This is a genomic window from Catellatospora sp. IY07-71, assembly GCF_018326265.1.
Lineage (GTDB): Bacteria > Actinomycetota > Actinomycetes > Mycobacteriales > Micromonosporaceae > Catellatospora.
In genome coordinates this window covers 8,316,286-8,329,895 of the sequence record NZ_AP023360.1, presented here as the reverse complement: position 1 = coordinate 8,329,895, position 13,610 = coordinate 8,316,286, and the positions used below count along the sequence as shown (strand labels likewise).

Here is a 13,610-nt window from a genome sequence, read left to right as displayed (position 1 = left end):
GGGGGTGGCGCGCCGATAATCTGGGCGGGTGGCGGGAATCGGGCGGCTGGCACGGTACGGCTTCACGCTGTCGTCGACGGGCCCCGACCCGGCGGTGCTGCTGGGTGCGAGCGGGCTGCACCTGTGGGACGCGGTCGCGCAGCGGCCGGTCGACGAGGAGAGCGCGCTCATCCTGGAGCAGCTCGGCCGGGCCGCCGACCCGGACCTCGCGCTGCGCCAGCTGCACCGCATCGCCGAGCGGGAGAAGGGCGACGGCAAGGGCGTCGTCGAGCGGCTGGGCGCCGACGAGGACCTGCGGATCCGGCTGCTCACCGTGCTCGGTGCCTCGTCGGCGCTGGGCGACCAGCTCGCCGCGCAGGCGGGGCAGTGGCAGGTGCTGACCCGCACCGTGCCGCCGCGCTACGAGGTGCACAGCGGGCTGGCCGACGTGCCCTCGCTGCGGGCCGGCTACCAGCGGGGACTGCTGCGGATCGCCGCTGCGGACCTGGCCGACGGCGCTGATGTCGAGGCGACGATGGCCGAGGTGACCGCGCTCGCCGACGCGACGCTGCGGGCGGCGTACCGGATCGCGCTGGGCCGGGTGGGGTCGGAGCGGCCGCGGCTGGCCGTGATCGCGATGGGCAAGTGCGGCGGGGACGAGCTGAACTACGTGTCCGACGTGGACGTCATCTTCGTCGCGGCCGAGGACGAGGACCTCGCCGCGGGCACCACCGTCGCCGCCGCGCTGATGGAGATCTGCGGGCAGGTGGCCTGGCCGGTGGACGCCGCGCTGCGGCCCGAGGGCGGGCGCGGGCCGCTGGTGCGTACGCTGGCCAGCCACCTCGTCTACTACAAACGCTGGGCCCGGACCTGGGAGTTCCAGGCGCTGCTCAAAGCACGGCCGGTGGCCGGTGACGCGAGCCTGGGCAAGGCCTGGCTGGCCGCGCTGCAACCGCTGATCTGGCACGCCGCCGAGCGGCCGGAGGCGGTCGAGGACGTCCGGGCCATGCGCCGGCGCATCATCGAGCAGGTGCCGCGCGCCGAGCTGGACCGGGAGATCAAGCGCGGGCCGGGCGGCCTGCGCGACATCGAGTTCGCGGTGCAGCTGCTCCAGCTCGTGCACGGCCGGGGCGACGAGACGCTGCGCTCGGGCAACTCGCTCAGGGCGCTGCGCGCGCTGGTCGAGGGCGGTTACGTGGGGCGCGGCGACGGTGAGGCGCTCAGCGCCGCGTACCGCTTCCTGCGCAACGTCGAGCACCGGCTGCAGCTGCAGCGGCTGCGGCGTACCCACACCGTGCCCGCCGACGACGGTGGCGCGGGCACCGCGGCGCTGCGCTGGCTGGCCCGCGCCATGAACTACAAGCGGGAGGAGCCCGCGCTCGGCACGGGCCGGGGCCGCGAGGGCGCGGGACTGGACCCCATCGCCGCCTTCCGCGCCGACTGGGTCACCCACGCCGCAGAGGTACGCCGCCTGCACGCCAAACTGCTCTACCGCCCCCTGCTGGCGGCCGTGGCGCGGGTGCCCGCCGACGGCCTGTCGCTGCGCCCCGACGCCGCCCGCAAACGCCTGGAGCTGCTCGGTTACGCCGATCCGGCCGGTGCGCTGCGGCACCTGGAGGCGCTCACCACGGGCGTGTCCCGCACCGCCGCGATCCAGCGCACGCTGCTGCCGGTGCTGCTGGCCGAGTTCGCCGACGCGCCCGCCCCGGACGCCGGGCTGCTGGCCTACCGGCAGGTCTCCGACACCCTCGGCAGCACGCCGTGGTACCTGCGGCTGCTGCGCGACGAGGGGCCGGTGGCGCTGCGGCTGGCCCGGGTGCTGGACAGCTCGCGCTACCTGACCGAGCTGCTGACCCGCGACCCGGAGGCGCTGCGGCTGCTGGCCGACGAGGGCGAGCTGAGCCTGCGCGCCCGGCAGTCGCTGCTGGAGGGCACGGCCGCGGCCGCGGCCCGGCACGCCGACCCGCGGGCCGCCGTGGCGGCGGTGCGCGCGATGCGGCGGCGCGAGCTGTTCCGCATCGGCAGCGCCGACCTGCTCAGCGGCGCGGGCGAGCTGGCCCCGGGCAAGACCGTCGACATCACCGGGGTGGGGCAGGGGCTGGCCGATCTCACCGACGCCACGATCGCGGCCGCGCTGGCGGTGGCCCGGCAGGCCGCGGGTGTCCCGGACGAGCTGCGCTTCGCGGTGATCGGCATGGGCCGCCTCGGCGGGGCGGAGCTGAGCTACCCCAGCGACGCCGACGTGCTGTTCGTCTACCAGCCCGCCTCGGGCATGAAGGACGACGAGGCCAACGGGGCCGCGCTGGCCGTCGCCGAGCAGCTGCGCACGCTGCTGTCCGCCCCGGCGCCCGACCCGCCGCTGGGCATCGACGCCGACCTGCGCCCGGAGGGGCGGCAGGGGCCGCTGGTCCGCAGCCTCGCCGCCTACCAGCGCTACTACGCGACCTGGTCGCAGGTGTGGGAGGCGCAGGCGCTGCTGCGGGCCCGGCCCGTGGCCGGCGACCCGGACCTCGCCGCCGACTTCATCGCGCTGATCGACCCGGTGCGTTACCCGCTGGACGGGCTGCGCCGGGAGCAGATCACCGAGATCCGGCGGATCAAGGCACGGGTGGAGAACGAGCGGCTGCCCCGCGGCGCGGATCCGCTCACCCATACCAAGCTCGGCCGGGGCGGCATCGCCGACGTCGAGTGGACGGTGCAGCTGTGGCAGCTGCGGCACGGCCACGAGGTGGCCGGCCTGCGTACGCCGCGTACGCTCGACGCGCTGGCCGCCGCCCACGCGGCCGAGCTGGTGTCCGTCGAGGACGCCGAGGTGCTGGCCGCGGCGTGGACGCTGTGCTCGCGGGTGCGCAACGCGCTCACCCTGATCCGCGGCCGGGCCGCCGACCAGCTGCCCCGGCACGGCGTCGAGCTGGCGGGCGTCGCCCGGATGCTGACCGCCGGCGACCCCGGCGAGTTCCTGGACGAGTATCTCAAGACCACCCGCCGCGCCCGCGCCGCCGTGGAACGACTGTTCCTGGCGTAGCGTGCGCGGTGCCCCCGAAGTCCGCACGACGAAGGAGCCGCCGAGTGAACATGGCCACGATTGCAGGCGTCACCGTCGCGCTGTTCCTGGGCGCCGCCGCGTTGCGCCACTTCAGCAGGCACCGTGCGGCCCCGGATGCCGTCGGGCGGGTGTTGCGGCTGCTGGCGGCCGCTGCCGCCGTCGGCATCGCCGTCGCGCTGCTGCCCTTCACGATCGAGGACAGCGGCGCCGCCGCCGGCTACCTGCTGGGCGTGCCCGTGGTGGCCGCGTTGTGCCCCCTCCTCGCGGACCTGGCCGGGCGCGCCGTCGGCGTCACCACGGCGGCCGGGGCGCTGGTCCTGCTGGGCTGGAGCCTGCTGCTCGGTCTCGGCATCGGACTCTGGTTCGCCGTTCCGGCGGTGCTGCTGGCGGTGGCGGCGGTGGCCGGCGTCCCGGCGCGGCGCGCGGCCGGGCCGGGCACGCGGGGCGACGAGACGGCAAGCGCCTGAGCGCTCGTTCAATCGGCACGCCGCCTGCGGGCGGCGTGGCCCTGGACTTCCGATGTTCTTGCTCTAGGGTGATCGCGTGACGCTGTACGTGGTCGGTGACGTGCACGGCCACCTCGCGCCGCTGACCGGAGCGCTGCGCGAGGCGGGCCTGCTGGACGAGGCGGGTGCCTGGTGCGGCGGTGCCGCGCGCCTGTGGTTCCTGGGTGATCTGACCGATCGCGGGCCGGACGGGATCGGCGTGATCGATCTGATCCGGCGCCTGCAGGCGGAGGCGGCTGCGGCGGGCGGCGAGGTCGGCTGCGTGATCGGCAATCACGACATGCTGCTCTACGGCAGCCGCTTCATCCCGGAGTCGCCGGTCACCGAGGTGCGCACGATCATCCAGGTGTGGGCGCTGAACGGCGGCCAGGAGCACGACCTGGACCGGCTCGACGAGGAGCGGGCGGGCTGGCTGGCCGGCCTGCCCGCGATCGCACTGGTCGACGATCACTTGCTGCTGCACGCCGACACGATGGCCTACCTCGAGTTCGGCGGCGACCTCACGGAGATCAACGCGACGCTGCGCCGGATCATGCAGGAGCGCGACGCGGCCACGTTCGGCCGCAACACCCGGCTGCTGTTCCGCCGCTTCGAGTTCCTGGAGCACAACGACGGCGTGGCGAACGCCCGTACGCTGCTGGAACGTCTCGGCGGGCGGCAGATCGTGCACGGTCACTCCACCATCCCGGAGACCTTCGGCGTGCCCCCCGCAGCCGTCCAGGGGCCCATCACCTATGCCGAGGGCCTCGTGATGGCGGTGGACACGGGGATCTCGCTGGGCGCGCCGTGTCTCGTCATTCCGCTCGCCACACCGCAACCCGCCTGACGCAGAAGGAAGGGCACCTTCTTATCGCTTTGCGATGTAGAAGGTGCCCTTCCTAACCGGGCCCTGGTCAGGGCTGGAGGGTCAGCGTCGCCTCGGTCTCCTGCTCGATGCTCGTCTTGGCGAAGCGGAACGGCAGCGTACGCCCCGTCCGCCACAGCTCGAACTGGTCGGCGTAGTTCTCGTGGAACGCGTGGCCGGAGTTGCCGGTCAGCTGGATCCACCGGGACTCGTCCAGGTTCGCCAGGTTCACGATCATGCGCATGGACGGCACCGCGTCGACCTCGTAACCCTCGCCCGCGCTCCAGCCGGTCGCGTTGACGATCGCGTCGCCGCCGGAGACGCCCACCGTGTTTCGGTTGAACAGCCACTCGATCGGGCCGATGCCGGATTCGCCGAACGTGGCGTGGGTCGGGGTCAGCGTGTGCATCGCGCCCCAGCGCCACTGCTTCGGGTCCTCGCCCTGCGCCTCGGACAGCTCCTTCACCGCCGCCGACATCGCCTGCGCGAGCATGTCGTCGCGCTGCTCCACGGCGGGCGTGCCCTTGGCGTCCCACCACCGGTCGTCCGGCTTGTTCAGCAGGCCGCGCACCACCTCGAACCAGCGGTCCCCGCCGTCCGCGGCGTAGTCCGCGCCCAGCTCGTCGAAGGCCAGGCCGAGCAGGTTCTTCCAGATCGCGTTGTAGTACGCGGCCGCGGCCGAGTCCTCGCCCTGCTGGTAGTCCCAGTCGACCAGCAGCGCGTCCGCGTTCTTCTCGACCTGCGACAGGGCCGGGCGCGGCGCCTTCTGCAGGGCCGGGATCAGCGTCGGGGCGAACCCGTTGCGGTTGTCGAACTGCTGCTTCTGCACGTCCTCGACGGTGATCTTCCCGCCCGCGGCCCCGATCATGTCGTAGATGCGCTGGCTGCGGTAGCCGTAGCTCCAGTCGTCGGTCAGGTGCCGCTGGTACTGGTCGCCGATCACGGCCTGGTTGGCGGTCACCACGTAGCCGCGGTCCGGGTTCAGCACGCTGGGCAGCTCCTCGAACGGGATGAAGCCCGTCCAGTCGTACGCCCTGTCCCAGCCCGGTGCGAACCACTTGCCGTCACCCGCGCCGCGGATCGGGATGCGGCCCGGCGACTGGTAACCGATGTTGCCCTCGACGTCGGCGTAGACGATGTTCTGCGCGGGCACCTCGAACTGCGCCGCGGCGGCCCGGAACTCGGTCCAGTTCCCCGCCTTGTTCAGCGCGAACAGCGCGTCGGCCGTACGGCCGGCGTCGAGTGCGGTCCAGCGCATCGCGATCGCGTACTTGCCGCCGAGCTTGGCCAGGCTCTCGCTGGCGTCCGACAGCAGCGGGCCGTGGCGGCCGGTGCGCACCGTGATGGTGACGTCGGCGCCGCCCGCGACCTTGATGACCTCCTGGCGGGTGGTCAGCTGCTCCCAGCCGTCGCCGGCCTTGACCTTGTCGCCGTCGACCTCCTCCAGGTACATGTCGATGACGTCGGGGTCCAGATTGGTGAAGCCCCAGGCGATCTTCGCGTTGTGACCGATGACGACGCCGGGCACGCCGGAGAAGCTGAAGCCCGCGACCTCCACGCCGCACTCGCAGTGCAGGCCCATCTGGTACCAGATGCCCGGCTGGCTGGGGCTCAGGTGCGGGTCGTTGGCCAGGATCGGCTTGCCCGTGGCGGTGAGCTTCCCGCTGATCACCCACGAGTTCGAGCCGATGCCGTCGCCGTCGGCGTTGCCCATCAGGCCGGGCAGCCTGGCCAGGCCGTCGGCCAGGTCGCGCAGGCCGGTCGCGGACAGCGGCGCGGGCGCCGGCGGGGTCACGGCCGGGGCGGGCGCGGGAGCCGTGGCCTTGGCGTCGAAGGCACCGTTGACGATCACGCCGCCGTTCACGATGGGCAGGTTGCGGTCCATCGGATACGCCGGGTAGAGCTGGTCCACCTGCTCCTTGCTCAGGCCCTCGGCCTGCAGCGCGGCCCGGCGGATCTCCGCCTCCATGTTGCCGCGCAGGTCCCAGGCCATCGCCTTGAGCCAGGCCAGGCTGTCCACGGGCGTCCAGCGCTCGATCACGTAACCCGAGTTCTGCAGGCCCAGCAGGGAGTACTCCAGGCTCAGCGCGCCGGAGGAGGCGAAGCCGTCGCCCTCGGCGTCCGTGTTGGCCGCCAGCCAGGCGTTCACGCCGTCGGCGTACGCGCGCAGCGCCTGCTGCGACTCCGGCTTCAGCAGCGCCAGCTCCTGCTCGGCGACCCGGCGCCAGCCCATGGTGCGCAGGTACTTGTCCGTCTCGACCTGGGACTGCCCGAACAGCTCGGACACCCGGCCGGCGGTCACGTGGCGGCGGAAGTCCATCTCCCAGAACCGGTCCTGGGCGTGCACGTAACCCTGGGCGCGGTACAGGTCGTCGCTGGTCTTGGCGTAGAGCTGGGGGATGCCGTAGGCGTCGCGACGGACCGTGACCGGGGCGGACAACCCGGCGAGGGTCAGCTCGCCGTCGACGGCGGCGAACGCGCGGCGCACCGACCAGACACCCAGGCCGGCGACGACGACGGCGAGCACCGTCACGACGCCGAGCAGCCAGAGCGCGGTGGTACGCAGGCGGCGGAGCAGAAGATGCGGGGGTTTCACGTTTCGGGAGTCTACGCATGCTGTGTGATTCGCGTTACCGCCAGGTAACCCAGATTTTGCTGGGCTTTCGGACGGTCAGCATGCGGACAGGCCAGGAGAGCGACAGGCGTCTAAGCTCGGGGTCGCTTCTCGGGTGTCCCCCTCATCTCCAGGAGAGCTCCGATGTACCTGCTGAACAAGCAGTTCTGGATCGCCACCGCCGAGCGTGCCATCAAGACCTTCGTCCAGGCGCTGATCGCCGCGTTCGGCGTGGGCCAGGTCAGCGGTGCCGTCGGCGTCGACGTCGCCGCGATCGACTGGCGCGGCGCGCTGTCGCTGGCGTTCAGCGCCGCCCTGCTGTCCGTGCTGATGTCGGTCGGGTCCGGCCCGATCGGCGCGGCCAACAGCCCGAGTCTGGTCAGCGTCGCCGCCGCCGGGCCGGTCACGGCCGCCAACGCGGTCGTCGCCGCCGCGGCCGCCAGCCCCGCGCTCGCCCCGGCCGTCGCTGCCGCGGTCGCCGTCGACCCGACCGGCGCTCCGGCCGCGGCCGCACCGGCTGCCGCGGCTGCTCCCGCAGCGGCTGCTCCGGCGGCTCCCGCTGCTCCGGCTGCCGACGCGGCGCCCGCTGCGGCTCCGGCCGCCTGACCTGCGCCGACGCCAGCAGGGTCGCCGCTCCGCTGCCCGGATGGCGGCGGGCGTTGGGCGAAGATCGCTGATCTGTGTCAGAAAGTGAGGTCTGACCTTAGGTTCTGACACGAGATAGCGATCTTCCCCCGGGCCGCCGCGCTGCGACGGCCACGTAGACGGAAGAAGGCCCCGCCGAGCGGCGGGGCCTTCTTCCGTCTACCGAGCGCAGCTCAGCAGTCGAAGTACATCTGGAACTCGTGCGGCGTGGGACGCAGGCGGACCGGGTCGATCTCGTTGGACCGCTTGTAGTCGATCCAGGTCTCGATCAGGTCGCTGGTGAACACGCCACCGGCCTGCAGGTACTCGTTGTCCTTCTCGAGCGACGTGAGCACGTCGGACAGCGAGCCCGGCACCTGGGTCACGTTCGCGACCTCCTCCGGCGGCAGGTCGTAGAGGTCCTTGTCGATCGGGGCCGGCGGCTCGATCTTGTTGCGGATACCGTCCAGACCGGCCATCAGCATCGCCGAGAACGCCAGGTACGGGTTCGACGACGGGTCGGGGCAGCGGAACTCGATGCGCTTGGCCTTCGCGTTCGTGCCGGTGACCGGGATACGGGTGCAGGCGGAGCGGTTGCGCTGCGAGTACACCAGGTTGACCGGCGCCTCGAAGCCCGGCACCAGGCGGCGGTACGAGTTGACCGACGGGTTGGTGAAGGCCAGCAGCGACGGCGCGTGGTGCAGCAGACCGCCGATGTACCAGCGGGCCGTGTCGGACAGGCCGGCGTAGCCGGTCTCGTCGTAGAACAGCGGCTCGCCGCCCAGCCAGAGGCTCTGGTGGGTGTGCATGCCCGAGCCGTTGTCACCGAACAGCGGCTTCGGCATGAAGGTCGCGGTCTTGCCGGCCTGCCAGGCGGTGTTCTTGATGACGTACTTGAACAGCTGCATCTGGTCGCCGGCGGCCAGCAGGGTCGAGAACTTGTAGTTGATCTCGGCCTGGCCGGCGGTGCCGACCTCGTGGTGACCGCGCTCGACGGTGTAGCCGAGGTCCACCAGGTTCGTCACCATGGTGTCGCGCAGGTCGGCGTAGTGGTCGGTCGGCGCCACCGGGAAGTAGCCGCCCTTGTAGCCCGGCTTGTAACCGCGGTTCGCGCTGCCGTCGGCGTTGAACTCCGAGCCGGTGTTCCACGCGCCCTCGACCGAGTCGATGTGGTAGAACGCCTGGTTGGCCTGGGTCGAGTAGCGGATCGAGTCGAAGATGTAGAACTCCGCCTCGGCGCCGAAGTAGGCGGTGTCGGCGATCCCGCTGGCGGCCAGGTAGGCCTCGGCCTTCTTCGCCACGTTCCGCGGGTCACGCGAGTAGGCCTCGCGGGTGAACGGGTCGTGGATGAAGAAGTTCAGCGCCAGGGTCTTCTGCACGCGGAACGGGTCGATGAACGCCGTGGTGACGTCCGGCAGCAGCAGCATGTCCGACTCGTGGATCTGCTGGAAGCCGCGGATGGACGAGCCGTCGAACGCGAGGCCGTCACGGAAGACGCTCGCGTCGAACGACTGCACCGGCACGGTGAAGAACTGCATCACGCCGGGCAGGTCACAGAAGCGGACGTCGACGAACTTGACGTCTTCGTCCTTGAGGTACCGAAGCAGTTCCTCGGAATTGGCGAACAACACGTCCTCCTGGCACATGGTCTGCGGGAGCTCCTGGCCCCCACTTCAGCACATCTCCGGGGCTGACCTCGGGAGACGCGGCCGACGGCGCTGCACTGCGTCGGGTGGCCATTGGCTGGTCGCGACGCTAGAACCGTGGCATTGCCCGGCCATGTCGGTTTTGTTTCGGCCGTGTTACGTCACCCGTAACCTGGCGCTTCGGGCTGGGCGGCCAGCTCAGCGGGCCGGTCCGGCGGCGCGGACGGTACGCTCGGCGGGTGACTGACGCCTCCCTGCCTGCCGTACCCTCCCTGGCCCGCCGGTTCGGGGCGCTGCTGCTCGACTGGATGCTCTGCGTCCTGGCGGCCGGCCTGTTCGCGGACCCGATGCGGGACGGCTGGGCGGCGCCGCTGGTGCTGGTCGCCGTCTACACCTTCTTCGTCGGGATCTTCGGGCAGACGCCGGGCATGCGCCTGGCGAAGATTACCTGCCTGGGGGTCGATACGGGTCAGCCGGTCGGCCTGTTCCGGGGCGCACTGCGCGGCGTCCTGCTCGCCCTGGTGGTGCCCGCTCTGATCATGGACGGCGAGCGCCGCGGCCTGCACGACCGCGCCGCCGGCACCGTGATCCGGCCCGCCGCCTGACCTGCCGCACCGGCTCCGTCCGCACGCGCCCGTTCGCCCATCGACGTCGCAGGGTGGGCGACCCGTGGCGGGCCGCAAGCCGCGGCGGCGTGGGCGTCAGGTGGCGGCGGTGAGCGTGGCTGTGCGCAGCGCGGGGACGGTGAGGCAGAACGCCGCCGCGAGCAGGTCCAGCGCCGCGCACGCCGCGAACGACGGCACGGTGCCCACCTGGGCCGCCGCGAACCCCATGACCGCGATGGCCATCGGCGTGATGCCGAGGCTGACCAGGGTGTTGATCGAGGTGACCCGGCCGCGGTGGGTGTTGGCGGTGTGGGTGTGGGTCAAGCCGTTCATCGTCACCGCGAGCGGCCCGCTGGCCAGCCCGCCCAGCGCGGTCGCGGCGACGGCCCACGCGGGGCCGGGGACCGCCGCGATCGCATAGATCGCGCCGCCCTGCAGCACGATGCACGCGGCGGCGAGCATCCCGGCCCGGCCCGCCGGGCGCCAGCGCACCATCAGCAGGCTGCCGGCGGCCGCCCCGGCGCCGAATCCGGCCAGCATGTACCCGATCCCGGCCGCGCCCCACCCCCGCTGGTCGGCGACGAGCGCCAGGCCGACGTTGAGCGGCCCGGCGGCGGCGATGTTCACCAGCAGCGACACCAGCGTCGTCGCGCGCAGCACGGGGTGGCGGAGCAGGTAGCGCAGCCCTTCGCGTACCGAGGCCAGGACCGGCACCCGCGGATCGGCGGCCGCTGACGGGTCGGCGACCGCGGCGGGGCGGGGGTGGACCGACCACAGGGCCAGCACCGACACCCCGAAGGTGACCGCGTTGACGAGGCAGGCCAGCGGCAGACCGCCCAGGGGCAGCAGCAGGCCGCCCAGGGGCGCGCCCAGCATGAGCGCGAGCCGCTGGGTCAGACCTGACAGTGCGAGGCCGCCGGTGAGCTGGACGGGGGAGAGCAGGCGGGGCAGCATCGCGCCCGCCGCGGGCAGGAACAGCGCGTCGGCCAGCCCGAACGCGAGCGCCACCACGACCAGCAGCGCGAGGCTGGGCTGCGCCAGCGCCACGGCGGCGGTGACCAGGGCGATCGCGCCCCGGGCGGCATCACTGCCGATCATGAGGCGGCGCGGGCCGTAGCGGTCGACGAACGCGCCGCCGAACAGCAGCAGCGCGAGCCGGGGGAGCGCGGACACGGCCAGGATCGCGCCCGCCGCGCCGGGCGAGGCCAGCTGGACCGCGCTGAACGACAGCGCGACGTACCAGACCTGGTCGCCGAGGATGGAGACCGCCTGGCCGCCCAGGTGGCGCAGGTAGGCGGGTTCGCGGTGGGCGGGTCCGTCGGCCGGTGCGGTGACGGCCGGACCGGCGGCGGGGGTACGCAGGGCCGCGGTGCTCATCAGGGGCGCTCCGGGAAGGCGTGGAAGAACAGGAACACGTGTTCGCGGTCGGTGTCGTCGGCGGCGGCGCGGCCGCGGTCCTTCCAGCGCACGACCAGCTCGTGCAGCTCGGCGGTCAGCTCGCTCAGCTCGGCCGGGGTGAGCCGGAGGAACGAGTCGCTGCTCATCGCGGCGGCCTGCCACGGCTCGCTCCAGGTGTCGCGGGACTGCTCGTAGCGGCGCACCCGCTCGAACTCGTCGATGACGAGCTGCGCCTTGGCCGCGGCGGAGATCGCCTGGCCCTCCGGGGTGGTGAAGTCGGCCGAGGACCAGCCGGTGGGGCCGGGCACGGCGCGCCACCAGCGCTCGCGGCGGTCGCGGGCCAGCTCGGGCACGTCCTCGACGAAGCCGGCCTTGGCCAGCTCGCGCAGGTGGTAGCTGGTCTGGCCGGGGTCGGTGCCTAGGCTGCGGGAGAGGGTGGCGCCGGTGGCCGGGCCGATCTGCGCCAGCAGCCGGTAAAGCTTCTGCCGGATCGGCTGGGCGAGTCCCTTGAGCACCTCGGGGTCGGTGATGCGCCGCATGTCGCTCATGCAGTCAACCTAGATCCAGTAGAAATATTCAGCAATACCTCTACTGGATCTTATAAACTTCGATAATTGTGGCCGTTAAAAAGGGCACCTTCCTCTACGCATAGCGTTAAGAAGGTGCCCTTCCTTGCTGGTCAGCGCATGCGGCCGCCGCCGCGGGGCATCCGCGGCGGGCGGAACTCCTTCGGGAGCTGGCCCTTGGGCATCTGCGGGCGGGCGGTGAGGGCGGTCAGCGCCCGGTCGAGGTTGTTGACCTCCTTGCCCGACAGGTTGCGGGGCAGGCGCATCAGGGTCATCCGCAGCTTGCGGATGGGGACCTGGTTCTCCTCGTTGCCGATGATGTAGTCGTACAGCGGGGCGTCGCCGATGACCTTCGACAGGCGGCGCTTCTGCTCGCCGAGCAGCGGCTTCACCCGCGCCGGGCTGCCCTCGGCGATCAGGATGACGCCCGGCCGGCCGATGACCATGTGCACCACGTCGAACTGGGTGGTCGCCGAGACGGCCTGCTTGACCCGCCAGTCGCCGCGCATCTGCTCGACGAGCTGCCCGGCCGCGCCGGGCTGGCCCTCCATCATGTTCATCATCGCGGCGTTGGACCGCAGGTTGAGCACGATGAGCACGGCCAGCAGCGCGGTGAGGATGCCCAGCGGGATCCAGATCCAGCCCCAGCCCAGCAGCACCGCGACCACGGTGAACGCGAGCGGCAGCAGGATCGCGGCCGCCACCAGGGGCGTGAACCACTTGTCCTGCTTGGCGGTGAACTTGAACACCATGCCGATCTGCTTCAACCGCTGGGTGAAGGAGACCTTCTCTTCGGCCTTTGCCATAGACGGATCCTAGGGTGGGTCGGTGGTGAGGTGACGATCAGGCGGTGGTACGCGCGTCGAGTGCCTGACGATACAAGCGTCCCGCCCGGTACGACGAACGCACCAGCGGACCGCTCATCACGCCCGCGAAGCCGATCTCCTCGGCCTCCTCGCGCAGCTCGACGAACTCCTCCGGCTTCACCCAGCGCTCCACGGGGTGGTGGCGCGGGGTCGGGCGCAGGTACTGCGTGATGGTGATCAGCTCGCAGCCGGCCGCGTGCAGGTCGCGCAGCGCCTGCGAGATCTCCGCGCGCTCCTCGCCCATGCCCAGGATGAGGTTCGACTTGGTGACCAGCCCGGCCTTGCGGGCCTGGGTGATCACGTCGAGGGAGCGCTCGTAGCGGAACGCGGGGCGGATCCGCTTGAAGATGCGCGGCACGGTCTCCACGTTGTGCGCGAGCACCTCGGGCGCGGCCGAGAACACCTCGGCCAGCTGCTCCGGGTTGCCGTTGAAGTCGGGGATCAGCAGCTCGACGCCGCAGCCGGGGACCAGGGCGTGAATCTGGCGCACGGTCTCGGCGTACAGCCACGCGCCGCCGTCGGGCAGGTCGTCGCGGGCCACCCCGGTCACGGTGGCGTACTTCAGCTCCATGGTGGCGACGGACTCGCCGACCCGGCGGGGCTCGTCGGCGTCGAACTCGGCCGGCCTGCCGGTGTCGATCTGGCAGAAGTCGCAGCGCCGGGTGCACACCTCGCCGCCGATGAGGAACGTCGCCTCCCGGTCCTCCCAGCACTCGTAGATGTTGGGGCAGCCGGCCTCCTGGCAGACGGTGTGCAGGCCCTCCCGCTTGACCAGCGAGGTCAGCGCGGTGAACTCCGGGCCCATCTTCGCCTTGACCTTGATCCACTCCGGCTTACGCTCGATGGGGGTCTCGGCGTTGCGGGCCTCGACGCGCAGCAGGCGCCGGCCCTCGGGAGCCACGATGGTCATGCAGCC

General features: G+C 72.1%; 11 protein-coding genes. 5 read left to right on the top strand and 6 right to left on the bottom strand.

The genetic code is table 11. From position 1 onward, the window contains the following. The first annotated feature begins 28 nt into the window (after nt 1-28). From CS0771_RS37275 to CS0771_RS37265, 3 genes are all read left to right on the top strand, one after another. Nucleotides 29-3,004, top strand: coding sequence for a bifunctional [glutamine synthetase] adenylyltransferase/[glutamine synthetase]-adenylyl-L-tyrosine phosphorylase (locus tag CS0771_RS37275; RefSeq protein WP_212845325.1), 2,976 nt, complete (start codon nt 29-31; stop codon nt 3,002-3,004). A gap of 50 nt (nt 3,005-3,054) precedes the next feature. Continuing rightward, nucleotides 3,055-3,492 carry a hypothetical protein gene (locus CS0771_RS37270; RefSeq protein ID WP_212845324.1) on the top strand — a complete coding sequence of 146 codons (438 nt, stop codon included), beginning with the start codon at nt 3,055-3,057 and terminating at the stop codon, nt 3,490-3,492. 76 nt (nt 3,493-3,568) lie between these two features. Then, complete coding sequence (locus CS0771_RS37265) at nt 3,569-4,357, top strand: metallophosphoesterase (protein ID WP_212845323.1); 789 nt, start codon at nt 3,569-3,571, stop codon at nt 4,355-4,357. 67 nt (nt 4,358-4,424) lie between these two features. On the opposite strand, the gene CS0771_RS37260 is transcribed toward CS0771_RS37265, so the two are convergent. After that, nucleotides 4,425-6,971, bottom strand: coding sequence for a penicillin acylase family protein (locus CS0771_RS37260; protein WP_212845322.1), 2,547 nt, complete (start codon nt 6,969-6,971; stop codon nt 4,425-4,427). 162 nt (nt 6,972-7,133) lie between these two features. Between CS0771_RS37260 and CS0771_RS37255 the strand changes: the two genes are divergently transcribed. Beyond that, a complete protein-coding gene (locus CS0771_RS37255) occupies nt 7,134-7,595 on the top strand; it encodes a holin (protein ID WP_212845321.1) in 462 nt (153 codons plus the stop codon). 212 nt (nt 7,596-7,807) lie between these two features. Here the strand turns inward: CS0771_RS37255 and glnA are convergent, their stop codons facing one another. Further along, nucleotides 7,808-9,241 (bottom strand): type I glutamate--ammonia ligase, encoded by a 1,434-nt coding sequence (gene glnA / locus CS0771_RS37250; RefSeq protein ID WP_203740659.1) that lies wholly within the window; start codon nt 9,239-9,241, stop codon nt 7,808-7,810. 257 nt (nt 9,242-9,498) lie between these two features. Here glnA and CS0771_RS37245 point away from each other — a divergent pair, with 257 nt between their 5' ends. Then, nucleotides 9,499-9,864 (top strand): RDD family protein, encoded by a 366-nt coding sequence (locus CS0771_RS37245; RefSeq protein WP_244871255.1) that lies wholly within the window; start codon nt 9,499-9,501, stop codon nt 9,862-9,864. A 96-nt stretch (nt 9,865-9,960) separates the two neighbouring features. Here CS0771_RS37245 and CS0771_RS37240 read toward each other — a convergent pair whose 3' ends face one another. The 4 genes from CS0771_RS37240 to lipA all read right to left on the bottom strand — a co-directional run bounded on the left by CS0771_RS37240 (nt 9,961) and on the right by lipA (nt 13,604). Further along, the gene (locus CS0771_RS37240; protein WP_212845320.1) at nt 9,961-11,241 is read right to left on the bottom strand and encodes an MFS transporter; all 1,281 of its coding nucleotides are present in this window, start codon (nt 11,239-11,241) and stop codon (nt 9,961-9,963) included. Further along, a complete protein-coding gene (locus CS0771_RS37235) occupies nt 11,241-11,810 on the bottom strand; it encodes a helix-turn-helix domain-containing protein (RefSeq protein WP_203740663.1) in 570 nt (189 codons plus the stop codon). Before CS0771_RS37235 ends, CS0771_RS37240 begins: the two co-directional genes overlap by 1 nt. A 131-nt stretch (nt 11,811-11,941) precedes the next feature. Continuing rightward, on the bottom strand, nt 11,942-12,634 hold the full coding sequence (locus CS0771_RS37230; RefSeq protein WP_203740665.1) for a DUF4191 domain-containing protein: 693 nt from the start codon (nt 12,632-12,634) through the stop codon (nt 11,942-11,944). Between the two features lie 37 nt (nt 12,635-12,671). Next, nucleotides 12,672-13,604, bottom strand: a complete 933-nt coding sequence (lipA, locus tag CS0771_RS37225) for a lipoyl synthase (RefSeq protein WP_203740667.1) — start codon at nt 13,602-13,604, stop codon at nt 12,672-12,674. Nucleotides 13,605-13,610: the final 6 nt, after the last annotated feature.

Bases quoted from the DNA above. Each gene is read 5' to 3' on its own strand.
- CS0771_RS37235 (WP_203740663.1), bottom strand. From the start codon at position 11,810: ATGAGCGACATGCGGCGCATCACCGACCCCGAGGTGCTCAAGGGACTC.
- lipA (WP_203740667.1), bottom strand. From the start codon at position 13,604: ATGACCATCGTGGCTCCCGAGGGCCGGCGCCTGCTGCGCGTCGAGGCC.
- CS0771_RS37255 (WP_212845321.1), top strand. From the start codon at position 7,134: ATGTACCTGCTGAACAAGCAGTTCTGGATCGCCACCGCCGAGCGTGCC.
- CS0771_RS37270 (WP_212845324.1), top strand. From the start codon at position 3,055: ATGGCCACGATTGCAGGCGTCACCGTCGCGCTGTTCCTGGGCGCCGCC.
- CS0771_RS37230 (WP_203740665.1), bottom strand. From the start codon at position 12,634: ATGGCAAAGGCCGAAGAGAAGGTCTCCTTCACCCAGCGGTTGAAGCAG.
- CS0771_RS37240 (WP_212845320.1), bottom strand. From the start codon at position 11,241: ATGAGCACCGCGGCCCTGCGTACCCCCGCCGCCGGTCCGGCCGTCACC.